This is a genomic window from Polyangiaceae bacterium (assembly GCA_020633205.1).
GTDB lineage: Bacteria > Myxococcota_A > Polyangia > Polyangiales > Polyangiaceae > JAHBVY01.
Window position 1 is genome coordinate 356283 of the sequence record JACKEB010000010.1, and the last position, 24882, is coordinate 381164.

The 24882-nt window shown below is 64.5% G+C and carries 18 protein-coding genes; 10 read left to right on the plus strand and 8 right to left on the minus strand.

Annotation, left to right across the window (positions count from 1 at the left end; genetic code table 11):
• Nucleotides 1-20: 20 nt before the first annotated feature.
• Nucleotides 21-1754, plus strand: a complete 1734-nt coding sequence (locus H6718_01555) for a GAF domain-containing protein (protein MCB9584049.1) — start codon at nt 21-23, stop codon at nt 1752-1754.
• 30 nt (nt 1755-1784) lie between these two features.
• On the opposite strand, the gene H6718_01560 is transcribed toward H6718_01555, so the two are convergent.
• From H6718_01560 to H6718_01570, 3 genes are all read right to left on the minus strand, one after another.
• Nucleotides 1785-2468 carry an SDR family oxidoreductase gene (locus H6718_01560; GenBank protein MCB9584050.1) on the minus strand — a complete coding sequence of 228 codons (684 nt, stop codon included), beginning with the start codon at nt 2466-2468 and terminating at the stop codon, nt 1785-1787.
• A gap of 90 nt (nt 2469-2558) precedes the next feature.
• Nucleotides 2559-4478, minus strand: coding sequence for a lamin tail domain-containing protein (locus H6718_01565; protein MCB9584051.1), 1920 nt, complete (start codon nt 4476-4478; stop codon nt 2559-2561).
• A gap of 131 nt (nt 4479-4609) precedes the next feature.
• Complete coding sequence (locus H6718_01570) at nt 4610-6490, minus strand: S8 family serine peptidase (protein ID MCB9584052.1); 1881 nt, start codon at nt 6488-6490, stop codon at nt 4610-4612.
• A 122-nt stretch (nt 6491-6612) separates the two neighbouring features.
• Here H6718_01570 and H6718_01575 point away from each other — a divergent pair, with 122 nt between their 5' ends.
• Entirely contained in the window at nt 6613-8262 is a 1650-nt protein-coding gene (locus H6718_01575; GenBank protein ID MCB9584053.1) for a hypothetical protein, read from the plus strand.
• 74 nt (nt 8263-8336) lie between these two features.
• Nucleotides 8337-8801 (plus strand): 6-carboxytetrahydropterin synthase, encoded by a 465-nt coding sequence (locus tag H6718_01580; protein ID MCB9584054.1) that lies wholly within the window; start codon nt 8337-8339, stop codon nt 8799-8801.
• A gap of 21 nt (nt 8802-8822) precedes the next feature.
• On the opposite strand, the gene H6718_01585 is transcribed toward H6718_01580, so the two are convergent.
• Nucleotides 8823-9623: a GTP cyclohydrolase I FolE2 gene (locus H6718_01585; GenBank protein MCB9584055.1), complete on the minus strand. Its 801-nt coding sequence runs from the start codon at nt 9621-9623 to the stop codon at nt 8823-8825.
• A 225-nt stretch (nt 9624-9848) separates the two neighbouring features.
• Between H6718_01585 and H6718_01590 the strand changes: the two genes are divergently transcribed.
• The 4 genes from H6718_01590 to H6718_01605 all read left to right on the plus strand — a co-directional run bounded on the left by H6718_01590 (nt 9849) and on the right by H6718_01605 (nt 16442).
• Nucleotides 9849-10790: a mechanosensitive ion channel gene (locus H6718_01590; protein MCB9584056.1), complete on the plus strand. Its 942-nt coding sequence runs from the start codon at nt 9849-9851 to the stop codon at nt 10788-10790.
• 154 nt (nt 10791-10944) lie between these two features.
• Nucleotides 10945-12816 carry a hypothetical protein gene (locus H6718_01595; protein ID MCB9584057.1) on the plus strand — a complete coding sequence of 624 codons (1872 nt, stop codon included), beginning with the start codon at nt 10945-10947 and terminating at the stop codon, nt 12814-12816.
• A 28-nt stretch (nt 12817-12844) separates the two neighbouring features.
• On the plus strand, nt 12845-14839 hold the full coding sequence (locus H6718_01600) for a serine/threonine protein kinase (GenBank protein MCB9584058.1): 1995 nt from the start codon (nt 12845-12847) through the stop codon (nt 14837-14839).
• A gap of 52 nt (nt 14840-14891) precedes the next feature.
• Nucleotides 14892-16442 carry a cryptochrome/photolyase family protein gene (locus H6718_01605; GenBank protein MCB9584059.1) on the plus strand — a complete coding sequence of 517 codons (1551 nt, stop codon included), beginning with the start codon at nt 14892-14894 and terminating at the stop codon, nt 16440-16442.
• Here H6718_01605 and H6718_01610 read toward each other — a convergent pair.
• The 3 genes from H6718_01610 to H6718_01620 all read right to left on the minus strand — a co-directional run bounded on the left by H6718_01610 (nt 16439) and on the right by H6718_01620 (nt 17830).
• The gene (locus tag H6718_01610) at nt 16439-16993 is read right to left on the minus strand and encodes a DedA family protein (protein MCB9584060.1); all 555 of its coding nucleotides are present in this window, start codon (nt 16991-16993) and stop codon (nt 16439-16441) included. The two genes, H6718_01605 and H6718_01610, sit on opposite strands and share 4 nt — an antisense overlap.
• A gap of 25 nt (nt 16994-17018) precedes the next feature.
• On the minus strand, nt 17019-17297 hold the full coding sequence (locus H6718_01615; GenBank protein ID MCB9584061.1) for a hypothetical protein: 279 nt from the start codon (nt 17295-17297) through the stop codon (nt 17019-17021).
• A 233-nt stretch (nt 17298-17530) separates the two neighbouring features.
• The gene (locus tag H6718_01620; GenBank protein MCB9584062.1) at nt 17531-17830 is read right to left on the minus strand and encodes a hypothetical protein; all 300 of its coding nucleotides are present in this window, start codon (nt 17828-17830) and stop codon (nt 17531-17533) included.
• A 409-nt stretch (nt 17831-18239) separates the two neighbouring features.
• Between H6718_01620 and H6718_01625 the strand changes: the two genes are divergently transcribed.
• Both H6718_01625 and H6718_01630 read left to right on the plus strand, forming a co-directional pair.
• Nucleotides 18240-20609, plus strand: a complete 2370-nt coding sequence (locus H6718_01625; GenBank protein ID MCB9584063.1) for a 3-hydroxyacyl-CoA dehydrogenase/enoyl-CoA hydratase family protein — start codon at nt 18240-18242, stop codon at nt 20607-20609.
• A 19-nt stretch (nt 20610-20628) separates the two neighbouring features.
• The gene (locus tag H6718_01630) at nt 20629-21792 is read left to right on the plus strand and encodes a thiolase family protein (protein ID MCB9584064.1); all 1164 of its coding nucleotides are present in this window, start codon (nt 20629-20631) and stop codon (nt 21790-21792) included.
• An 87-nt stretch (nt 21793-21879) separates the two neighbouring features.
• On the opposite strand, the gene H6718_01635 is transcribed toward H6718_01630, so the two are convergent.
• Nucleotides 21880-22866 carry an LLM class flavin-dependent oxidoreductase gene (locus H6718_01635; protein MCB9584065.1) on the minus strand — a complete coding sequence of 329 codons (987 nt, stop codon included), beginning with the start codon at nt 22864-22866 and terminating at the stop codon, nt 21880-21882.
• A 64-nt stretch (nt 22867-22930) separates the two neighbouring features.
• Between H6718_01635 and H6718_01640 the strand changes: the two genes are divergently transcribed.
• Nucleotides 22931-24868 (plus strand): hypothetical protein, encoded by a 1938-nt coding sequence (locus H6718_01640; GenBank protein MCB9584066.1) that lies wholly within the window; start codon nt 22931-22933, stop codon nt 24866-24868.
• Nucleotides 24869-24882 lie beyond the last annotated feature (14 nt).

Here is a 24882-nt window from a genome sequence, read left to right on the forward strand (position 1 = left end):
GGAATGGTGGAGGCCCACGCATGAGTACAGGGACCAGCGACGAGGGCGCGAACAGCGCGCTGCTCGAACGCGCGACCCTAGACAAGGCCGAGCGGATGGAACTGCTCCATCGCGTCGGTATCGCGCTGACCGCCGAGAAGAACCGAGACCGTCTGGTCGAGATGATCCTCCTCGAAGCGAAGCAGCTGTGCAACGCCGACGGCGGAACGCTGTATATGCGCACGGAAACGGATACGTTGCGGTTCGCGATCATGCGCACCGACTCCCTCGCGATCGCCCTGGGAGGGACGACGGGGCGCAAAATCGAGCTCCCGGAAATGCCTCTCTATGACTCGGAGACTGGCGAGCCGAACCTCAAGAACGTCGCCACCGCGGCAGCCATCCTCAAAGAGTCGATCAACATACCCGACGCGTACGATGCCGAGGGCTTCGACTTCACTGGCACCAAGAGCTTCGATGAGCGCAACAACTACCGCTCGCGGTCGTTCCTGACCATCCCGCTGTTCAACACCGAAGGCCGCGTGATCGCCGTCCTTCAGCTGCTGAACGCGCGCGACGCCGAAGGCTCGGTCATTGCCTTTAGTACCGAGGTCGAGCGCGTCGTTGAAGCCCTCGCGTCCCAAGCCGGCATCGCCTTGGACAACCAGATGTTGCTCGAGGGTCAGCGCAAGCTACTCGAGGCCTTCATCAAGCTCATCGCGGCTGCGATCGACGCCAAGAGCCCCTACACCGGCGGACACTGCGAGCGCGTGCCGGTGTTGACGGAAATGATCGCCCAAAGCCTGTGCGAGACACGGGGCGGACCCTTCGCTGAGTTCGATCTCAACGACGACGAGTGGTACGAGCTGCGAATTGCCGCGTGGCTTCATGACTGCGGCAAGGTCACGACGCCAGTCCATGTGATGGACAAAGCCACCAAGCTCGAGACCATCGTGGACCGCATCTCGATCGTACGGGCCCGCTTCGAGTCGTTGAGGCGTGGCGCTGAGATCGCCATGCTGAAGGCCAAGCTCGACGGACGGGAGCCGAGTGAGGCGATTGAGGAGCGCTACCAGGCCGAACTGAAGCGCCTCGACGACGATCTCAAGTTCCTCGAGCACGCGAACGTCGGAGGCGAGTTCCTTCCCCCTGAGCACCAAGCTCGCATCCGAGAGATTGGCCTGCGACGCTACTCCGAAAATGGTGAGGAGCGACAGCTGCTGAGTGAAGACGAGATTGAAAACCTCTCGATCTCACGCGGCACGTTGACCGAGCCAGAGCGACTCGTGATCAACGGGCACATGGTGCAGACCGTGCGCATGCTCGAGGCGCTCCCCTTCCCACGCAACCTGGCCCGCGTGCCCGAGTACGCAGCCGGCCATCACGAGAAAATGGATGGCGGAGGATATCCGCGCGGCATTTTTGCTGGGGACATGAGCGTCCCGGCGCGCATCATGGCAATCGCCGACGTGTTCGAGGCCCTGACCGCAGACGATCGCCCTTACAAAAAGGCCAAGCGACTCTCCGAGGCGATGGGCATCATGGGCGCGATGAAGCGCTTCAATCACCTGGACCCGCAGCTCTTCGATCACTTCGTACAGAGCGGCGTGTACCTGGAGTATGCGCGCAAGTTCCTCTCGGAAGGCCTGATAGACGAGGTCGACGAGGCCAAGCTGCTAGCTATCAAGCCGGAGCCCTTCAACTTGCCGGATACAGAGCTGCGCAAGCTGCGCTGGAGGGATTTCCTCCCTGCCTATCGCAACCAGTCGCGCTGAGCGCGTTGAGCCGAGCCACCTGAGCGCGCGCTAGCTGCGTCCGTACACCGGTAGTGCGACGCCGCTGATGTCACGAGCGGCGTCCGAAAGCAGGAAGCCGATCGTTTCCGCGAGGGACCTGGGGCTGACCCAGCGAGAGGCGTCGGCGCTTGGCATCGCGCTGCGGTTGGCCGGCGTGTCGATGGTGCTCGGCAGGACGGCGTTCACACGCACACCCGTCTCGAGCAGCTCCGCCGCCACGGCCTTCGCCAGTGCTACGACGCCAGCCTTGCTCGCGGTGTACGCCGCGGCCTTCGCGCCCAGCTCTGGATGAACCGCGTTCTTCGAGCCGATGACCACCAGACTTCCATCTCCGCGCTGGACCATGGGCTTGAGCAATGCCTGCATGGAGACTCCGGCGCTCACCAAATTTAGCGACAGCTGGGTTGCGAGCTGGTCGCCGGGCGCTTCGTGAAATGGGGTGCCTCCCGCCCAGCCTCCAGCGACCAGCACGGCACCCGACAAGTCGTTCAGTTCACCGCTCTCGGCGAGGCCCGCCCAAGCCGCGTGGTCAGCGACATCCAGTTCCGCGTGCCGGCACCCCAGGTCTTTCGCGAGCGCCTCCAGACGTCCGTGGGATGCCGCGCGATCAACCGCTATGAGGTCTGCCCCGGCGTCGACCAGCGTCCGACAGAGAGCAGCGCCAAGAGCCCCAGCAGCACCCGTTACAGCGATCCTACGTCCTTCGAGCAAGCCTTGAGTAGTCACGCGCCTGAGCGTGTTGGAAAACCCGCCCGGAAGCAACCGGCAGAGGCCGCTGCCGCGTCAGGAGCATTCCCAGGTGGTGACGTTGCAGTAGCAGCTCACCCCTCCGTAGGTGCAGGTCTGGAGGAACAGCGAGCAGGCGCTGCCGTTCGTCGGCTGAACCCCCGGGCACTGACTCGAGTTGAGGGGCAGACTCGCCGAACCCACACTCCAGTCCGACGCCAGGAAGTTCGGCGCGCTGCCGCTAGAGGCGACCCGCAGGTAGGCGGAGTTGTCTTCCAGAGCGGTCGAGTTGATGCCGGTGAGGGCGCCAGGCGTGAAGTTGATTCCCGACGGAACCGTCGTCGGGCGAGAGGTGAAGACGACCGCGTCGATTACGTTTGAAGCGCTGCAGATCACATCCTGACAAAGCAGCGCAGCACCATCGGACCCGTAGATCCAGCTGATGCTCCCATTTACGTAGAGATCGCCCGACTCGCCGCTACCGTCGCTCTCCAGAACGCGGATGGAGGCGCCGGGGGCCAGCGTGTGACTCGGGAGCGCGAAGTTCGTGGCAGCCGACGCATTACTGGTCAACGCCGCGAGGGTAACGCCCTGGAGCTGCGCGCTGCAGGTGGTGCTTTGGTTCTTGATCACCACGTAGTCGCCGCTGCCGAGGTACACCTCGGTGAGCCGCAGCTGGCGCACGGCGGAGCCAGGAGCGCACGCCTGGCAAGCACCATCGACGCAGCTCTTGCCGGAGGCCGCGCAGTTGGTTCCGCCCGCTGCGTAGCCACTCCCGAGAGCGTTGCACGTCGTGGCAACTTCACCGTTGCAGGTCGGCTGATTCGGAGAGCAAACCTGGGTCTTGCAGGTCGCACTGACGTTGTCGCAGTACTCCGACGAGGTGCAGTCATCGACGAGGCTCGAGGCGCTCCCGGTGCTATTGCAGAGCTTCACGTCCCCCGCGTCGCAGTAGAACTCGTCTGCCGCGCAGACCTTGGCGGAACACGCCCCGCCCACACAGTTGAGACCTTGGCTCGCGCAGTCCTCGACGGAGCTGGAGGAGAGACCATCGGCGGCGCATTTGCGATGATCGGTGCCATCGCAGTAGTCGCTGTTAGGAGAGCACTCGAGGGCCGCGCAGCTTGCTTGGGCGCCGGCTTGGACGCACGTCGAATCCCCAGTGCAGGTCACCGGCGGGCCCCAGCCAACCCCGTCCGGAAGACAGCTCTCGATCGCGTTGCCGCTACAGCGGCTGCTCCCCTCGGCGCAGGCGTCCAGCGCACAGCCGCCGCCGGAGCAGTGATAAGCAGCCGGGCAGTCGCTGTTCTTCAAGCAGTCGACACAAACTCCGAGGGTCTTGTCGCACAGCTGGCCAAGCGGGGTGCATTGATTGTCCGACTGACAGCCGACGAGCGTCTTGCACTCGCTAGCCACACACGTCTCACCTTCGTCGCAGTCCGCGCTCTCGATGCACTCCACGCACCGCTCGAGGGTTGGGTCGCAAACCTGCCCGGCGTCGCAGTCGAGGCTGTTGGTGCACGAGGTGAAGGCCACACAGCGGTGGTCCACACAATCGGCGGTTCCATCACAGTCGCTGGGTTCGACGCACTCCTCGCAAGTGGACGTAGCTGGATCGCAGATGGGTCCGGTGGGTGCATCAACGCAGTCGAGGCTGTTGACGCACTGGGTGTCGGCCACGCAGTGCTTGTCTGTGCAGCGCTGGTCAGCGCCGCAGTCGGTCTGGAAGAGGCACTCGACGCACTCCCCAGCGATCTCGTCACACACGCCCGAGGCACAGTCGTCACTCGACTCGCAGGGGCCACCGACGGATCCGCCATTGCCGCCATTGCCGCCATTGCCACCCGAGGCGCCAGCGCCTCCGACTCCTGCAGTTCCCCCGGTGCCACCGGTCCCGAGACCGCTGCCGTCACCGCCGCCGCACGCCGCGACGCTCAGCGCCGCACACAACACCCCAACCCACCGAATTTCGCGCATCATACTGCAGCCTCACACCCCTAGTTCGCGCGTATGCTACGCCAAACGACCGTTCGACCTCCCTGATTCGCGCTGAATTGTTGAAGCCTAAACGGTCAGCGTCCGATTCGCCCTCCGCGGGCGCCCAGATCTCAGCGCGCCTTGCGAGCCGCGGCAAGTGCTGCGGCCTCGTCGGGGATTACGCCGCTGAACGGAGCTTTCACTGGATTGCCGTGCTCGGCGATGAGCGCTCGGACCTGGCTCGGCTTGAGCTTGGGATTCACGCTCAGGATCTTCGCCGCGAGGTTGGCAGCGTTGGGAGACGCCATCGAGGTTCCGCTCAGTGGAACGGTCTCTCCAGAGGGGATCAGGCTCGGTACTTCAACGCCAAAGTCGAAGACCTTCACCCCCTCCCCGGAGTTCGTGAAGCTCGCCCAGTTGCCCCAGCGGTCCACGGCGCCGACCACCAGCAAGTTGTCGCGCTGGATACCCGCGGGGACCACGCCATACTCCACGACGTCCTGATTCGAGTTCCCCGCGGCAACAATGAAGAGCGTATTCGGACACGCGTCGAAGACGCGCGCCCAGTTCTCGCGTCGCTGGTCCAAGACTGCCTTCGCCCGCGAGCGAACTGCCGCGTCATCCTGGTACTTCGCCTTCTGGTAGCGGAGCTCCGCTTCCAGGTAGTCCTGGCTGAAACCCAGGGAGGCGTTCACCACACGCACCTTGTGGCGGTTGATGAACGCCGCAACTGCGTCCATGTTCTTGCGCTCGCCAGCGAGTTCTTCGTCGGTCGGCCCACGGTGATGATAGGGGCGCGCTTCACCTGCCCACGCGGAGCGAAACACCACGAGCTGCGCCTTTGGAATGCCCGCAAGCAGGAGTCCGGCGACGTGAGTGCCGTGCGCCCACTCGCCGATGGCGTCCAGGGATTGTTCGAGGCGTTCAAGCTCCTTCGCGTTCGACACACCTCGCATCAGAGCGAGCACCTTCTGCGCAGCTTCGCTATTTGCGATTCCCGCCCGCAGATCCATGATTCCGCGGAGAAATGGTTTGTACTCCTCGAGCACCTTGGGGTCAGGCTCGAACAACAGCTTGGTGTTCGGGGCCTCATCGACGAGCCCACCTAGGTCATCGACTTGACCGTTCCCGTCGTCGTCCTTGCCGTTGGCAAGCTCTGCGCGGTTCTTGAACAGCTGTTTCTTGAAGAGCTCCGTATTGGTGCCAAGGTCCCAAACGCCGACGACCACCGGTTTGCTGTCACGCGCCTTCGCGAGATCGACGGTCTTGAAATCGAAGTCAGGCTCGGGTGGGAGCGCTTGTTGGTTCTTCCTCACCCCTTCGACCGCCTCCAGAAACGCCGCGCGGCCGCGCACCACATCGGGCAGAACCTGGCTAAAGACGAGCGCGCTGCTCGCGGAATCTAGGCTCAAGAGGCCTTGCTTCAGCTGTTCGACGCGCGCGTCCAGCTGCTTTTGCTCCTGAAAGACCTGGAACACCACCGTCGCGCTGCCGAGTCGGGCGCGGGGGAGTTCGGCGAGCACTGGCTTGATCGCCTCGACCTGCACCTGACGGTCGTCCCCCGCGCGGCGCTTGGCGATCACGCAGAGGAGCGTCGTGCCCGTGAACGCCGAGTTGCGATTCTTGGCGCGGACCCTCACCCAGCGCACGAGCCCCTCCGCAGCGTCCAGCTCACCCCGAGAGAGCTTCACCACCGCCAGGTTCAACACCTGCTCGCTGGCGCGTCCGCTGAGCTCGGGCGCAGAATCGGGCTGCTTGGCGTACTCGGCGAAGCGCGCGGTTTGTAGATCCGGCGCCACCTCGGCGAGGCGAGCAATCGCCTGCGCCTCCACGTAACCCGCTAGCCCCTGGGGATCCAGATTCTCCCAGGTCGGAACGAAAGGGGCCGGCTCGCTGACGACAGTTGGGAGCGGCGGTGGAGGCGGCGGGACCTGAGGATTCGACGGCTCACCGCATGCAGAGAGCAAACCCAACGTCACCGCCCAGCCCCAGTACCACGCCACCCGACCCATGGCCTCGGGGTTAGTGCCCAAGCCTCGCGAGCGCAACCCAGAGCCGCCAACGTTTTGCTATACGCTGCGCCGAGTCGGTGATGGTGGAGGCTGTTTCCAAGCCGCAAAGGCTAAGACAACGATTGGGGGCGCTGATCCGCGTACCGACCCCGCTCGAGTGGCTCTTGCTGTTCGCCGGCCTCACCCTGACCTGGCGCTACTTCTGGTTCATGGACGATGCGTTCGTCTACTTCCGCTACGTCGACAACTGCGTCTTTCTGAAGCGCGGCCTGGTGTTCAACCCGGGAGAGTACGTCGAGGGCTACTCGAGCCCACTGTGGCTCCTCCTGTTGCTGCCGATCCGGGCCACCCACGCCGACTGGTACACCTCGCTCAGAGTCCTCGCACTGGTTTTCTGCGCGGCATTTTGGGTCACCAGCGTGTGGATGAACCGAGAGTTCAGTCGGGGCCCGACGGGTGAAGCACGGCCGCGCGCCTCGTTCGGCACTGCCTTCGCCATGACACATTATGGAGTGCTGGCGTACTTTTCCTCGGGCCTCGAGACCCCGCTGGTCGAGCTCGCAGCTTGTGCCTTCGCCCTTGCCCTTTTGCGCCCGAGGCGCCGGCTGTTTCAGGTCCTGGTGGGTCTCACTCCACTAATCCGCCCGGAACTAACCATGCCCTGCGTGGTGCTGATCGGGGTGCTCTGGCTGCGGGAACGACGCTTCCCCCGTTGGCTCGTCGGCTCCAGCTTGGGTTTCGGCGTCGCGTGGCTGATGTTCCGCGTCTACTACTACGCGGATTTGTTCCCCAACACGTACTACCTCAAAGACGAGACCAACTTCACCCAAGGCTATCACTACCTCGCGTACAGCTTCGGCTCGCACCACTTGCTGGTCGTGCTCGGCGTGATGCTGGCTTTCGCCGCGATCGAGACCTGGCTCCGTCGCCGCAGGGATCCACAGGCCCCGAGCGGCCGCCCCCGCTTCGTGCGACTCGCGCTCCTCGCCTGCGCGGTCTCCGCGATGGTGTATCCCCTCAAAGTCGGGGGAGACATGGTCTATTACCGCTTCATGGCCTTCCCGATTTGCGTGGGCTTCCTCGCCTGCGCCGGAGTCGTCGAAGCGCCGCTCTTGCGCCTTCCGAATGCGCGGCGCTACCTGCGCTGGGTGCTACCCGCCATGGGTTTGGCGACAGCAACCCTCAGCGCCTTGGCCTACCCCAGCAAGCTCACCAAGCACCCAGCAACCCTCGAAGCCAAAGTCCCGCACTATCACGGCATCGCGGACAGCGCCTGGCATCGGCAGATCGCTGATCTGCGTCCGAGCGCCGAGCGCGGGCGCTACGACGCCGAGCGCCTGGAACATTACCGCAAGGCAACGCCAGCTCAGCTCGCGGGGGTGAGGGTCGACACCGGAGGTTGGTGCGTCGCCGACTATCGGCGCTGGGACCGAACGGTGGTTCACGAGTGGGGCCTGACGGAGCCAGTGCTCGCGCGCGCAACCGTGAAGAGCGACCGCCCAGGGCACAAGACTGGGCTCAAGACCCTAGCGCGTGGACTGCTCTCGCTGCGTCGGAAGGCGACCGCGAACGGCAGCCTGGGACGCGGGATGTATCGCCGCGCCGTGGAGGAACACTACGCGCCTCGCTGGGTGGCCGCGAACCTCGACGCCATCGAAGTGATCGAGCAGAAGGCCTACAACCGGCACCATTTCCTGGAGAACTTCCGGTTGGCGCTGCAGCGCCCCAAAGTTCAGATCCCGGCGCCGAGTGGAGCGCCGGGCCGCCCCTGAGCGATTTCTGGAGCGTTCGCCGCCGGGTGCTCAGGCTGCTTGAACTCCCCGCCTCAGCTGCTTGAATAGCCGCCGTGTCAGCCGTCCACTATCGCTCAACCAAGACCTTCAGCGACTTGCCGTGCGCCCACCGCCAGCATCTCCACCAGGGGCACTGCCGCTTCGTACATGGTTATAGCCGCACGGTAACACTCGTGTTCGCTGCCAAGCAGCTCGACGAGAACCACTTCGTCGTCGACTTTTCGTCGCTCAAGCCGCTCAAGGCCTGGCTGGAAGAGATGTTCGACCACACGTTGCTCCTGAACCACGACGATCCAGAGCTCGAAACGTTTCGCGAGCTCCATGAGCGCGGCGTGGTCAAGCTGCAGGTCGTGCCGAACGTCAGCATGGAGGCCACCGCCAAGCTGGTGTTCGACTTCGCAGATGATCTGGTGCGTTCGCAGACCTCGGGCCGCGCGTGGGTGGAGCAGGTCGAGATGCGCGAGAACGCGAAGAACTCCGCGTGGTATCGCCCAGGCTCGGCCTACGTCTCGACCTGAGCGGCGACCCGAGTAGCGACTTCAGTCGCGGCGCCACTCCACGCGAGCGAAAGCCGCGTGGTTGTGGATGCTCTCTTGATTTTCCGCGTGGACTTCGAACCAGGCCACGCGCGGGTCCTCCCGCAGCGCGACCGCGACGTTGCGCACCATGTCTTCGACGAACACCGGGTTATCGTAGGCTTGCATGGTGACGTGGCGCTCGTCTGCGCGCTTGAGCAGCGGATAGACCGGTGCGCTGGCTGAGCGCTCTCCGAGCTCCACCAGCTCCTCGATCCAGATCATCGAGCGCTCCTCTAGATCTACGCTGCGCACCCGCATGGTCAGCGCCGAGCGCTGGTTGTGCGCGCCGTAGTCGCTGATCGCTTTGGAGCAGGGGCAGAGGCTGGTCACCGGCACGGTGACCTCGAGCACGAAATCCTCTTCGTTTCCCTGGGGATTCGCCTTCGAGCGACCCTCGAAGCAGGAGTGGTAGTCCATGAGGGCGCTGGCGCCGCTGACAGGAGCTGAACGCTCGAGAAAGTAGGGGAACTCGAGGCGAATGCGCGCGTGCTCCGCGTCCAGCTTCTGCCGCAGGTCCGCGACGATGCGGGGCAACGTGTGCAAGCTCACCTCTCCCCGATTCTGCTCGAGGACCTCGATGAAACGGCTCATATGCGTGCCCTTGAACTCGTGGGGCAATGCAACGCTCATCTGAATCGTCGCCACGGTCTGCTGCCGCTCGCGCGCGCGATCCCACACGATAATCGGATAGCGCAGTCCGCTCACGCCCACCTCGTCGAGGGGTACGCCGCGGTCGTCGCGATGGCTCTGTAGGTCTTCCATGGGCTCGGTTTACGCCGGCGGCGTTGAGTGGTCGCGGCGGGTGGGGCGAATCTGAACGACGAACGCTGGATCGTCCAGTGTGCGGGGGCGCTCCTCTCCCCCAAAAAACCGCGAGGATCGAGACACGACGCGGGAAGGGGCGCTGGGGATGACCACGAATCGCGCCGTTCCATCAGAAAATAGGCCACTTTTGCCTATGGGACGCGCGCTGTGTAGGGTCGCAGGATGCTGAGCGACTTCGGGCTCCGACCAGGAACCGCGATCTACCTGGGTGCGATTCTGGTAGGCGGGATCCTGCTGTTGATGCGCGCGCTCTTCTGGCTGCGCGTGACTCAGACTCAGCGCACGGAGCGCTTACAGCAGCGGCGCTACCTCGAAGCGATCAAGACCTCTTCGCCCCTCGAGGACTCGACCGCTACGGCCAAGGCGCGGGGACTCGAGAGCATCGACAAGCACACCACGGTGACTCGGCGGGTCGTGGTGCCGCTGGTGATCGGGTTGATGGCGATCCTCGCGGCACTGCCGTTCTTGGGGCAGCTACCAGCAGCCCTCCTGAGCGTGATGGTCGCCGCGGTGACGGTGTTTCTCGGCATGGCGGCGCGCCCCACGGTGGAGAACGCGTTCGCCGGGCTCGCGCTCGCGTGGTCGAAGCAGATCAACATCGGCGACACCGTGATGCTCGACGAGCTCTACGGAACCGTCGAAGACATCACGGTGACTCACACCACGCTGCGCGTGTGGGACTGGCGACGCTATGTGGTGCCGAACAGCCGCATGATGCAGAGCAACGTGATCAACTACTCGCTGAACGATCGCTACCTGTGGGCCTGCATCGAGTTCTGGGTGGCCCACGACAGCGATCTCGATCTGGTCGAGCAGCTCGCCCTCGAAGCGCCCATCGGGAGCACGAACTTCGTCCCCCACGAGGGTCCGTCCTTTTGGCTGATGGACATCAAGGAGACCGGCATCCAGTGCTGGCTCGCAGCGTGGGCGGACACACCGAGCAGCGCCTGGAACCTGAAGCACGACATGCGCCGCGCCCTGCTGGCTGCGTTCCGCAAGCATGGGATCAAGACCCATGGTTACCGCCTGGAACCGAGCGGCGGGTCCCCTCCCCTACTGGAAACAGAAGCACGGAAACCCGCTGAGGGCGACAAGCCAGCGTAGCCTAGCCCCACGCAGAGGAACGAGGCGCTTTTCCCCACGGCGGTTCTCCGATAGAAACACGAACATGGGGCTTGTTGGATCCGCGCGAGAAAGACGTCGACGGTTCGTTGCTCGGAACAAGAGGGTTTGGGGGTTAGGTCAGGCGTTGGTCTTCGTGGCGGCGCTGCTGGGCACTTGGCTGAGCCCAGGTGAAGCCAAAGCCTGGCTCTTTCATGAGCACCACGAGCTAGGTCTGTACAGCGTCTACCGTCTCGCGCCGAGCCGGCGAGCCCAAATCGAGAAGCTCTGGAAGGAGTGGCGAGAGCACGTCAATCGCGGCAACCGGCTGTGCAAGAGCGCGGCAGCAGGCAAGAGCCGCAAGCTCTGTTCAGGAGCCGACTGCGCCACGGTGCCCGGCACCGAAGACGACGTCGGTGACTGCGTCGACTTCGCGATGCTCCCCGCCATCGCTGCGGATCACTCCTGTACACCGGACGAGCTGACGCAGACCGTGTTGAACGCCGACTGGCTGCGTGAGATCGTGCGCATCGCGTTCCGCACCCGCGCGCTGATCGAGCAAGCGAAGGACTCCGACGCCCGGCTCGACGCGTGGCACGGGACCCACATCAAAAACGAGATGGCGGACGACAAGTACTTGAGCCGCGCGGACGCCAACAACGCCCACTTCATGTTGGTGCGCAAGACGGCGGACACCCTCGACACGTACTTGGCGCGCAGCGTCGACCCAGCGCAACCCGTAAACTCCGTCGCTCTGTACGTGCTCTACCACCGCGCCGCCCTCGAGCTCGGGCTCTCGCTCAGCAAGATGACCCCAAGCGAGGCCGGGTACTTCGACCTGTTGGCGCAGGCGATGATGAGCGAGGCTTTTGCCCTGCATTTCCTCGAGGATTCGTTCTCCGCGGGACACATCGTCGGCACCTGGGGCATCAGCCCGGAGCGCATGGGCACTCACGACTACTACTGTGAAAACGGCATCGACGCCCACACCTGGGACGGCAGTCGCTACACCGCCAAGGGCGACGGCAACATGCAGCCCAAGGACGTGAACCACAGTGTTCCTGCCCTGACGGAGAGCCTGAGCCAGTTCGTGGACGCGACGCTCGGGGACTACAGCATCCGGGACGGAGCGCCTCACATCTCCAAGGCTGAGGCGCTGCGCTTGATGCGCATCGACTCGTGTACGGCGACTCAGCTTCCAAGCGGCCAGGAAGACTTCGCGCTCAGCTCGCTGAGCTCGGCGGTGCTGGTCCAAACCATCGAACCGGGGCTTGGACCGAAGGACGCGTACCTGCCGCGCTTCCGCAACGAAGTGGGTGCGTTTGCACGCTTCTACTCCGGATTCCGCTTGGGAGGGAACTTCGGTGGCTATCAGAGCCCGGCCCCGTTCTACGCGCCGCGCCCCCGCGGGGATCTCGAGGTGGGCTTCGGTGTTGGCTACGGCTTCGAGGGCATCGTGACACGTTCCACTGATGGCGTTGTGTTCGCTCAGCTGACGGGGATCGCGCAGTCCAAAGAAAAGGACCTAGTGTGTCCTGACCCGTGTGAGGACGACCGCACCCTCGCTGGTGATGGCGATCGAGTGCCGTCGCGCCTTGGGCTCGGGATCCGCCTCCGCGTCCCTAACCTGCTGTTTCCTGGGGACTCACTGATCGCAGTCCCGCTGACCATGCTGTTCGATTTCCACGCGGGGAAACGCCTCGCGCTGAAGGCGGCGGACGGCGGCGTGGGCGGTCTGTGGCGCCGCTCAGGCAAGGGTCAGTTCGTGCTATTCCGCGAGGTTGGCGTGAACATCTACGGGCTTCTGTTCGGGACTCCGGTGTTTCGCCGCAGTGATGGTGTGCGCGAGGAGTTCACTTCCGTGGAGGTGGACCTGCCTTGGTACGAGTACCGGCCGCTGCGCCGCTTCAATACGGATCAGACCTCCACCTTGATGCTCCAGGTCGGAACTTCTGGGGACTTCAACCGCTACGGTCACGCTTTCTTGCTGTACGCGAGGGTCGGCTTCGACGGCCGGGTGTACTTCTAGCCGCGAACCTGTGACAGGATGGGCCGGAGTGTCGGTGATCCCCATCCACCCAGCGGACGAGCGGCTCGAGGGGCTGATCGGCCACAGCGTGCCTTCGGGGTTACCGAACACCCAGTACCAGGTGGTGCGGATCCTCGGCAGCGGTGGGATGGCTGTCGTCGTGCTCGCGCTCCGTCACGACCCGTTTGGCGTGGCACCCGCGGTGCTCAAGATCCTCACACCGCGCTTCGTGGGGAACGCGGGGAACACCGCCACGCTATCGCTACTCAAGGAGGCGCAGGCCCTGAGCGCACTCAACGAGCAAGTGCCGCCGACTCCCTACGTCGTGAGGTTGCTCGACACGGGGACGCTACACATCTCCCTGACTCAGCACCCAAGCCAACCCGGCACGGTGCTCGAGCTCGGATGGCTGGCCCTCGAGTATATCCATGGGGATGCAGAAGGCACGACGCTGGGGGAGCGGGTGCGCTACAGCCTCGAACGCACCCGGGCGGCGTTCGATCCGTTGCGCGCAGCGGACTGTCTGAACGACATCAGCCAAGGTCTGAGCGCGGTGCACGCCATGGGGATCCTTCACCGCGACGTGAAGCCCAACAACGTGTTGTGTTCGGGCTTCGGCGACCGCGAGAGCTTCAAGATCGCTGACTTCGGCATCAGCCGCAGCGAGGACGCGGGCACCTTCGTCAGCGCGGGCGTTGGAACACCTGGCTACACCGCGCCGGAGCAGCTCTACACCCAGGGAGCGAAGCTCGGCCCCGCGAGCGACGTGTTTGGGCTCGCAGGCATCGCCTACTTCGTGCTGACCGGCAGGGATATGTTCCGCTTCGAGACCATGGTCGACATGGTGCGCACCATTTCCTCCCCGGCACGGCCGAGCATCCGGGAGAGTGAGCACCTCGCCCAAGACCTGAAGCGCTCCACGGCAGCGTGCGACGCCATCGACGCATTGCTCGCGCGCAGTACCTCGGCGAAGCCGAGCGAGCGGCCGCAAACCACTTTAGAGTTCGCGGAGGAAGTCCGCCGCGCACTCCACATCCCCACCGGCTTGGGCCGTACCACGATGAGCCGTATGCCAGCGCACGCGGAGCACGCGGCTCCGTCGAGGGTTGGCTGGCAGTGGCTCACGCGTCAGCGCGGCTTCACGGATCCGTACGGTAACGTGAGCGACGAGTACGTGATCAGCGCCGCATTCGACGGTGCCCAAGGCTGCCTTTCGACGACGAACCGGAGCCTCGTCTACTGGGATGGTCGACTTTGGCGCGGTGTCCCGGCGCGTGGAGGCGCAGGCCTCGATGCGGTCCACTGCATGGGCGCTGGCGAGTGGCTCGTGGCGAGCCGCGACGGCGGAGTGCACCGGTTCACCTATCAGGGTCTGGAAGAGATCGTTCGGGGAACCGGACAGCGTTACGAGCGCCTGTGCGGGGTGATGCGCCAGGTGATTGTCCTGGTGAGCCAGGAGCGGTCACGCTTCGCGCCCCCCGGGCCACCGGTGCTGCACCGCCTCACGCGTCACGGCATGCTCGAGCCCTTCCCCTTGGAGCACTTCGCGTGCGTGAACGACATCGCGCGCTTGGATACCATGCGCTGGCTCGTCGTCGGCCGAGGGCACCAGGGTCAAGGGCTGGTGGCGATCTTTCATCCGATGGCAGGCCACCTCGACTGGGTCGAGGCGCCCGCCAACACCGCGTACCTCGCCTGTGCGACGAATCCCGACCACGGCCGCGGCATCGTCGTTGGAACCCAGGGCTGCGTGGTGATCATCGACGAGGACGATATCCGCGCGGAACGGATGGGCACCCCAGCACCGCTTTCCGTGGCCTGCTTCGATCCGAGCGGTGGAGCTTGGACGGCGACCGCTGGCAGCCTCTACTACCTGGCGCCAGACCCTCGCTCTCGCTGGCAGTGTCCGTGGCACGACCCGGCGTGGACCGCACCATTCGCGAGTATCCACGCGAGCGGCGGCGTGGTGCTTGCGTTGACTGCCGACGGCTCAATCCTCGAGGGCCTGGGCAACCTGCGTTAGCACTGGATTGCAAGGCTCGACGCGACGCTGGGCCGGTCTTAAGCCCCGCTCAGTGAAGCGCACGCTGTTCTTCGTTGGCCCGTGGGACCTGAACCGGGAGTTGCCGTGTGTCCCGCGAGAGGCGAACGAGGGCCGTGTGCTCCTCGTGGAGTCCGAGGCAAAGGGTAGCGCGCTGCCCTATCACCGCCAGAAGCTGGTGTTGGTGCTTTCCGCGATGCACCACTTCGCAAAGGAGCTGCGGGCCGACGGCTACACGGCGCGGGTCACGCGCGCGGAGAGCTACGTGGCAGCACTCCGCGCGGAAATTGAGATAACCAAAGCAGAGCGCGTGGTCGCGCTGCGCCCCCGAGAGTGGGGCCTTGAGCGTGCCCTCGAGGCAGCTCGGGACTCGCTGGGCGCACCCCTGGAGCTCTTCGATGACGGCGGCGAGGGTAGCCACTTCTTGCTGTCTCGGGAGGAGTTCCGTGCCTGGGCGGACGGCAAGCGGCAGCTCAGGATGCACGATTTCTATGTCTGGATGCGCAAGCGCACCGGCTACCTGATGGATGGCAACCAACCCATTGGCGGCCAGTGGTCATTCGACGCCAAGAATCGCCAACACGCCCGAGGCACCCAGCCACCTCGTGTTCCGCGCCACACGCCGGACCCTCTCACTCAGCAAATCATGAAACGGGTGGCGCGTTGGCCGAATCACTGGGGCAGCGTCGAAGGCTTCGGCTGGCCGGTCACTCGCGCGGCCGCCATCGAAGAACTCGACCACTTCTTTCAATTCCGCGCGGAGAGCTTTGGGCGCTACCAGGACGCCATGCTGCAAGGCGAAGCCTTCCTCTGGCACTCGCTGATTTCCCCAAGCATCAACCTGAGCTTGCTCTCACCTCGGGAGGTCTGCGAGCGCATCCAGCTCGAATTCACACGCGGCTCACTCCCGATCGAAAGCGCCGAAGGCCTGCTACGCCAGGTGCTGGGCTGGCGCGAGTTCATCCGCGGGATTTACTGGCGACGCATGCCCGAGCTACGCACGGCGAACCTGCTCGGCGCGACCCGTCCCCTGCCCGACTTCTTCTGGGAGCCGGAGAAGACGGACCTCGAGTGCCTGCGTCAGAGCGTCGGGCACGTCCGCGATCACGGCTACGCACACCACATCCAGCGCCTGATGGTGCAAGGCAACTTCGCACTGCTCGCTGGAGTCGACCCGTTGCAAATCTCCCACTGGTTCTGGGCGGCCTTCGTCGACGCCTATGAATGGGTGGAGCTACCCAATGTAGTCGGCATGGCCGTGTACGCCGACGACACCTTCACCACCAAGCCGTACGCTGCATCAGGGAACTACATCGCGAAGATGAGCGACTACTGCAAGTCTTGCCCCTACGACGTGAAGCAGCGAAGCGGGCCAGAAGCTTGCCCTTACAACTCACTGTTCTGGTCGTTCATGCAGCGGCATCGCGCGCGGCTGAGCCAGAACCCGCGGCTCGCAGTGCTCTACAAGAGCTGGGACAAGCTGCCTCAAGACGAGCAACGCGCCACGCTGAGCACCGCCGAGCGTTTCCTCGCGGCACTGCAACCGCCAGAGGCAGCGTGGAGCTTCGATGACGATGCGTGTTAGCCTCGCCGACGCTCAAGCCAGCGTCGGAACCAGACCAGTAGCAACACGCCTGACGCGAACGCAATCACCCAGCCTTCGAAGCGCTTGACCTCGGCGAATACCAGCTCGAGCGACTGCCCAAACACGTAACCCAGCGCCCCGACCACGAGCGCCCAGAGCGCAGCCCCGACAACGTTGTAGCGAGCGAAGACTGCAGGCTTGATCCCGCTCGCACCGACGAGCAGCGGCGTCACGCTGCGCACCCCGTAGACGAAACGAAACCCAAGCAGTACCGCTGCTCGCCGCTTTTCAAGCAAGCGCGCGACCCGTTCCGTTCGTGCCCTGAGCCGTGGCCGCCGTTCAATCCACTCGTGTCCGGCGTAGCGCCCGAAGAAGAAGGCGATCTGATCCCCGAGGAGACTGCCGACGAACGCGCACAGCATCACGAGCGGCAACGACAGGTAGCCCCGGTGTGCAAAGTACGCTCCGACTATCAGCACCGTCTCTCCCTCGAGCATCGCGCCAACGAGCACCGCCCAGTAGCCGTAGCTCGAGACCCAGTGTTCAATCATCTCGTCGGTGAGGGCTCCGTGAGCTTCACTCCTCGAGAGGCTCCACCGAGCGCAGGCCAATCACGGATCGACCATGATTCTCCAGCTCGATGGAGAGAGCGGTGTCGTCGGTGAGGAATAGCGGCAGCGGCCTCCCCAGCATGAGCTGACTCGAATCCGCAAGCCCAAGTCGATCGAACCACCTGGTGGGCGCGATGGACTTTGCTGGCATCGATTTCTCCTTGGCCTTGGCAATGTAGAGGCGGAATGCGGTGGTCAACTCTCGCCGAAGGTGTTCAGGCGCCTTGGAGATAAAGTAACTCATCTCCGTGAGGATATGAGGAGTCGTTATCCAACGCGTGACCTTGTCGCATGCCAGGTTGACCAGCTCGCGATGCAATGGCCCGCGACGATCCTTGGTCAGTCGCCAGTCGGCCGGAGTCCTGTGGCTAGGAAGTATTAGGAAGCCGAGAGCGTTCGTGTCCAATACGACGCCGGACTGCTGATGACGTTGCACGATACGCAAGAAATCTCGCCGCGAGAGGAACTCTGCCACCATCACTCTCCCTGGTGTGGTCGGTAGAGTTGCATTCGCCTGACCTGTCCGTCGGACCGAACGACGAAGGCCTTGAGCACCCGCTCCACCTTCGTCTTGGCGGTCAGAGGACTCTTGATGGCTCGCTCGACCAGCGACTCCGGTTCCACGACCTCCTCCACATGGCTAAGCGTCACGCGAAAGTCCTCGGTCTCGCTCTCCGGCGGGAAGAGCTCCTCGACGCGGACGCCTGACGCGGGCTGCGGCAGGGACTCATTGAGGTAACGAATGGCAGCGTTCACCGCTTCTCGCTTAGAGATCATCAGGTTCAATGTACTTGCTCCGTTCCGCACGCCCAAACGCGCGAGCAGGTATCGGCCCGCAGGCTCCCGGATTGACTCAGGGTTTTGGGGGGAGGCGCGCTTCGAGCCCAACGCGGTCCACTCGCCCCTTGCGAAATCGCCAAGTTTGCTGAAGGTTATGCTCCCCTTACGTAGTAGCACTCAACACTGGAATGGGAGCGCCACACCAAGCACCAGCGGGCTCCTAGGGCGCCTCTTGACGACGACGCCACGCCGGCGCGTCCTGCCCTCTCCCCCAAAAAACCAAGGCCGCGCCGGAGACGGACGAAGGCCAGCAACGACCAGCACTGTTTCAACCTACCGAGGGTCTTCGGGTCCTCGCCGAGCGAGTAACCGAGCTCCGCATGGGGCTCCAACCAAGGACGAATGCATGAGTGAACCGATCCGGCGCGTAGGCGTCATCGGCGCAGGTGTGATGGGCAGCGGCATCGCCGCTCACCTCGCGAACGCGGGTGTGAGTGTGCTGCTGATCGACATCGTGCCGCCGAACCTTTCCGACGCGGAAAAGAAAGATCCCAAGGCACGCAATCGCTTCTCCGAGGGAGGCCTGCAGAACGCCCTAAAGGCGAAGCCGGCAGCCTTCTTCCACAAGAGCCGCGCGGCGCTGGTCGACACCGGCAACCTGGAAGACGACTTCGACAAACTCGGCGAGTGTGACCTGATCATCGAGGCGATCATCGAGCGCCTGGACATCAAGCGCTCGCTCTTCGAGCGCCTGGAGAAGGTCGTGAAGCCGACGACGGTCGTCGCCAGCAACACGTCTGGCCTACGCATCCACGACATGGTCGAAGGCCGCAGCGTGGGGTTCAAAGAGAACTTCCTCGTGATGCACTTCTTCAACCCGGTTCGCTACATGAAGCTCCTCGAGCTGGTGGCGGGTCCAGAGACCCACGCAGCGACCATGGATCGCATCGCGAAGTTCGGCGCCGAGAGCCTCGGTAAGGGCATCGTGATCGCCAAGGACACGCCGAACTTCGTCGGCAACCGTATCGGCACCCACGCCATGATGCTCGGCATCCAGCAGATGGTGGCGGACAAGCTCGCCCCGGAAGACATCGACGCGATCACGGGACCGCCGATGGCCCACCCGCGCAGCGCAAGTTTCCGCACGGCAGATATGGTCGGCCTCGACACCTTGGTTCACGTGGCGGACAACTGCTACAAGGCGCTCGAGAACGACCCGGAGCGCGAAGTGTTCAAGGTCCCGGACTACGTCCGCGGCATGATCGAGAAGAAGCTCCTTGGCAACAAGACCAAGCAAGGCTTCTACAAGAAGACCAAAGAAGGCATCGAGACGTACGACCCCTACACCGGGGAGTACCGCGCCAAGGGCGGCGACGGGGACATCAAGAGCAAGTGCAAGAGCATCAGCTCCGAAGAAGATCCCGCGAAGCGCGTGAAGAAGCTGTTTGAAGACGACGGCCCTGCGGGCCAGTTCGCCTGGAAGGTGAACAGCCGGGCGCTGATCTACGCGGCGCGCATGACCGGCGAGATCTGCGACAGCATCACCGCCATCGATGACGCCATGCGCTGGGGTTACAACTGGGAGCTCGGCCCGTTCGAGACCTGGGACGCCATGGGCTTCGAAGCAGTGCTTTCCCGTATGGAGAAAGACGGCCTCGACATCCCCGAGAGCGTGAAGAAGATGAAGGCCGCTGGCGCCACCTCGTTCTACAAGGACGGCCAGGTCTTCGAGCTGACTCAAGGCAAGTATGTCGATCAGGGCACCGACGAGCGCACCCTGCCGCTCGTGAAGGTACGCCAGGGCAACTCCGCGGTGCTGCGCAACAGCGGCGCCGAGGCCTGGGACCTAGGCGACGGCGTCTTGGGGCTGACCTACACCAGCAAAGCGAACAGCGTCGATCCCGATGTGATCGCGATGTTGGGTGAGGCCACGGAGCGTGCGGAGAAAGACTTCCGCGCGCTGGTGATCACGAATCAAGGCGATCACTTCTCCGTCGGAGCCAACCTGTTCGGCGTCGTGATGGCCGCCCAGCAGAAGCAGTGGGACAGCCTGGACAAGATGATCCACGGCTTCCAGCAGGCCTGTCAGAAGCTCAAGTACGCCAAGATCCCCGTCGTCGCGGCTCCGTACGGAATGACCGTCGGCGGTGGCCTCGAGGTGTGCCTGGGTGCGGACGCAGTGCAAGCTTACGCCGAGACCTATGCGGGCTTGGTGGAGGTCGGCGTCGGGCTCATCCCCGGCGGCGGAGGTTGCTTGAACCTCACCTGGCGCGCGCTCGAGAATCTCCCCGAGGGTGCTGATGTGATCATCGATCCGTTGGTCGCTCAGGTGTTCAAGAACATCGCCATGGCCAACGTCGCAACCAGCGCGATGATGGCTCAGCAGTACGGCTATTTCCGCCAGGGAGACGGCATCAGCTACGACAAGGCCCGTCAGCTGTATGAAGCCAAGCGTCGGGCGATCGCGATGGCGGAGACGGGCTACCACCCGCCGGCGCCCCGCGCACACAAGCTGCTCGGTGAGAGCGGCATCGCAACCATCAGTATGCTGGTGGACACCTTGGTCGCCGGTGGGTTCGCCACCGAGTACGACGGCTTCATCGCGCGCAAGCTGGCTTACGTGCTGTGCGGCGGTCAGGGCGGAGCAGCGGCCCCCGTCACCGAGCAGCAGATGCTCGACCTGGAGCGCGAGGTCTTCCTCAGCCTGTGCGGCGAGCAGAAGAGCCAAGAGCGCATGCAGTACATGCTGATGAACAACAAACCCCTGCGGAACTAAGCGAGAGGACACAAAGACCATGGCAGACATTGCAATCATCGATGCCGTGCGCTCAGCGGTTGGCCGTGCGCACAAAGGCTCCCTCGCGAACAAGCGCCCCGACGAGCTCGCCGGGGAAGTCATCGCGGGACTCCTCGCTCGGAACCCCGGCCTCAAGCCGGAGCTCGTGGAGGACTTGATCTTGGGCTGCGCAATGCCGGAAGGCGAGCAAGGCCTCAACGTGGCACGCCCCGCGGGCCTGCTCGGCGGCTTGTCCGTCGACAGCGGCGGAATCACCATCAACCGCTTCTGCTCGAGTGGCCTCCAGGCGATGGCCCTCGCAGCGGGCGCGCTCGCCATCGGCTCCTACGAGGTGGTGGTCGCAGGCGGCGTGGAGAGCATGAGCATGGTGCCCATGACGGGCTTCAAGATCAGCGCCTCTCCGCGGGTGATGGAGACGATGCCCACCACCTACACCCCCATGGGCATCACCGCTGAGAACGTAGCCAAGCGCTTCGAGATCAGCCGTGAGGACCAGGACGCCTTCGCGGCCAAGAGCCACGAGAAGGCCGTCGCAGCCGTCAAGGCGAACCGCTTCGACAGCGAAGTGGTGACGGTCAAGGGTGTGCGCTACGTCAAGGGCAAGCACGAGGAGTTCGACTTCCGCACGGAAGAGCTCATTCGTGAAGGCACCACGGCGGAGGGCCTCGCGGCGCTGCGCCCCGTGTTCAGCACCACCGGTAGCGTGACGGCGGGCAATAGCTCTCCGCTCAGCGACGGCGCCGCGGCGGCCATTCTGATGACCAAGCAGAAGGCCGAAGAGCTGGGCCTCAAGCCCAAGGCGTGGTTCCGCCACTTCACCACCGTGGGTTGCGACCCGGCGATCATGGGCATTGGACCCGTACCCGCCGTAAACAAGCTGTTCAAGCAGACCGGTTTGTCGATGAAGGACATCGACGTGGTCGAGCTGAACGAAGCGTTCGCGTCGCAGTCCGTCTACGTTCAGCGTCAGCTCGGGATCCCCGATGAGAAGCTGAACCCGAACGGTGGCGCCATCGCCCTGGGTCACCCCCTCGGCTGCACCGGCGCGAAGCTCGTGGCGACGATCATTCCGGAGCTCCAGCGTCGCGGCGGCAAGCGCGGCATCGTCACCATGTGCATCGGCGGGGGCATGGGCGCCGCGGGCATCATCGAGCTCGCCTGATAGCTAGCAGAACACTAGCGCCCCATCGGTTCCTCCGGGAACTGATGGGGCGTTGGCGTTTTGTGCGCCAGCGCAGTGACGCTGCATTCAGCCTAGCGACGCCGCGCTCTCGGCGATTATCTCCAATGAACGGAAACGCGCGGCCGGGTCGAATACATCGGAGACGACCATCAGCTCCTGGACCTGGGTGCGCTCGACGAACTGCGCGATCCCAGTGCGCAGCTTGTCGGCGTCTCCCACGACGCTACAGCTCAGCATGCGCATCACGTGGACACGCTCTGCCGGACTCCAGTAGCTCTCGATGTCATCGATGGGAGGCTGAGACAGACCACGCTGGCCGCGGATCAGGTTCGTGACGCTCATCTGTTGGGTCGTGGCCAGGCGCCTAGCCTCGGCGTTGGTGTCCGCGCCGATGAGGCCAATGCCAGCCATCGCGTAAGGCTCGCTCAAGGTCTTCGAAGGCTTGAAGCGGCTGCGGTAGATCTCGAGGGCGTCCATCAGGAGCTGGGGCGCGAAGTGAGAGGCAAAGCCAAACGGTAGTCCCAGCTCCGCGGCCAGCTCAGCGCCGAACAGGCTCGAGCCAAGGATCCAGAGCGGCACCTCCGTGCCTGAACCCGGCACCGCCTCGATAGCTTGCCCATCCCGCGGCGCCGCCAGAAAGTGCTGCAGCTCGAGTACATCCTCGGGGAAGCGGTCGGCGCTGCGAGGATCTCGACGAAGCGCCTTGAGGGTCAACTGATCAGTCCCCGGCGCACGACCCAAGCCGAGGTCGATGCGCCCTGGAAACAGCTCCGCCAAGGTTCCAAACTGCTCGGCGATCACATACGGGGTGTGATTGGGCAGCATCACGCCTCCCGCGCCCACCCGAATGCGCTCGGTACCGCCTGCGATGTGCGCGATCACGACGGGGGTGGCTGCAGTGCTCACGCCCCGCATGTTGTGATGCTCAGCCACCCAGAAACGCTCAAAGCCGAGGTTCTCGGCATGGCGTGCGAGGTCCCGCGCTGCGTCCAGGGCGCCGCGGCGGTCCGAACCTTCACGCACACGCCCGAGCTCCAGTATCGATAGCTTCACTCTCTGACCCTAAGACATCCCGGGCCTGGCGCCAGCCGCTGAGTGGTCCAAAGAGACGGCCTGGATGGTCGTTGCGCTTCGCCTCAGTCTCACTCAAGTCGCGCTGCTTGGCTTGCTCAGCACGGCCTGCGCGACCCGCGTGCAGGATGTGGAGTCGCCGTATCTGCCCCGGTTGGAAGCACTCGAACGACGCCTCGGAGCGCGCTTGCCCCAAGCTCCAACACCCGTTGTCGGAGCTCGCTTCACCCCGACGGGGCTGTACGTCGAGGACGACGTGGTCTGGGTCTACTCTTCTGCACAGCCAAAGCAGCTCGGGTTCAGGCTCGATGGATCTCGGGGCTTCGTTCCCGCGGGCACGCGACTTGGCCCAAGAGAGACTGTACGCTGCGTCGTCGGCCAGGCTCAATTCGCAGGGCGCACGCTGTGTGTCGGGCGCAGTGAAGCGGGTGGCCTCAACGTGGTCTCAGGGCCTTCTTTCCCCACGGTACTAGAAGGTCGCGCAGGCTACCGCGACGTCGCTCAAGTCGGTACGGACCGACTCGTCGTCGTTGATGATCTACGGCAGCGCCTGGTCACACTCGGACCTGACGGAGCCGTCGTTCACACGAGTTCCATTCCTTCGGGGAGCTATCGAGTCGGAAGTCTTGGGCAAGGCAAGAGCTTCGTGCTGAGCGCAACACGTCCGCACCTGAGCACTTACTCTGCGAACGGCACGCGCATCTTCGCCTCGCCACGGGTGGCGCCGCTCAGGAACGCGAGCTTCGATATTGGCAGCAATCTGCTCTTGAGCGTCGGCCCAGAAGACGCGCTCGTGAGGCGCTACAACGGTCCCATCCAACACCTCACCCACGAGCTCCGTCTGTCCAAGGTGGGCGGCGACGGGGCGCTCGAGCTGAAACAGCGCCTAGACCTGGGCAAGTTGGGACTCACCGACCCCACGAGCGCCGCGCAAAACGCCGGAGTCACGGCGGTGACCCTCGCAGGCAGCGACCGGGTGCTGCTGTATCGGGGCCAGGCTGAGCCCGAGGTTCAGGCGGTGCTCGGAGCACCCTGGAGCGTCGTCGCCTATGGCAGCGGCTTCGTCGGAGTAAGTCGCCTGGACGACCGACTGTGGTACCTCCCGGCAACGAACGACGAGGCGCGCCATGAAGTCGCGCTGAGTCAGTCATCCAAGGCGAGCCCGGAGTCCCTCGGAGAGCGCTTGTTCTATGGCTCGGCGCTCTGGCAGCAAAATGCCAGCTCCCGTGCCCCCTACACCTGCAACAGTTGCCACTGGGAGACGGAGAGCGACGGGCGCCGCCACCCAGGCTTTCTCGAGCGGCGCTGGGAGATCACGCGGAGCCTCGCCGGGATCGGCAGCGTGCGTCCGATCTTCAGCACGGGCGGCGCCAAGTCCCTTTCGCGCGCCCTCGAGGGTTTGATCCGCGGGCTCGATGAACGCATGTGGAGCGAAGGCGCGACAGGCTACTGGGACGAGCCACTGACCCTCGAAACCAGCGTGGGCCCCCAGACGCTCTCGGCCTTCGAGGTGCGCGAGGCGCTGCTGACCTTCTTGATGAAACTGCCGGTGCGTCCCGGTCCCCTTGCCTACAGCGGAGGCGAACCCTGGCGGGTGCAGCGCACCCGTGGCGGCGCCCTGTTTGCCCGTGACTGCGCCTCCTGCCATCTCCCCGCGGCATCGATGCGCCGACCCACCGAGCTTCAAGACTTGAGTCGCTGGCTCGAGCGCGGCGGAGCAACACGCACCCCGCTCAGCTTCGGCGCAGCGGCGTTTGCCGACACTGGGGGCGGCGCGCGGTTCACGCCGAACGGTAACCGCATCTCTCCGCTCTGGGGAGTTGGGCGGCGCGCGCGGCTTTACGTGACGGGACGCGCGCGCAATCTCAGGCAGCTGGTCCGCGAGCTGCGCCCAGGGAGCGCAGCCGTGCATGGCGGTGCCGGCCTCACCCCCTACTCCAACGAAGAAGAACAAGCGCTCTGGGTGTTCTTGAACAGCCTTTGAGGCACACCACTCGA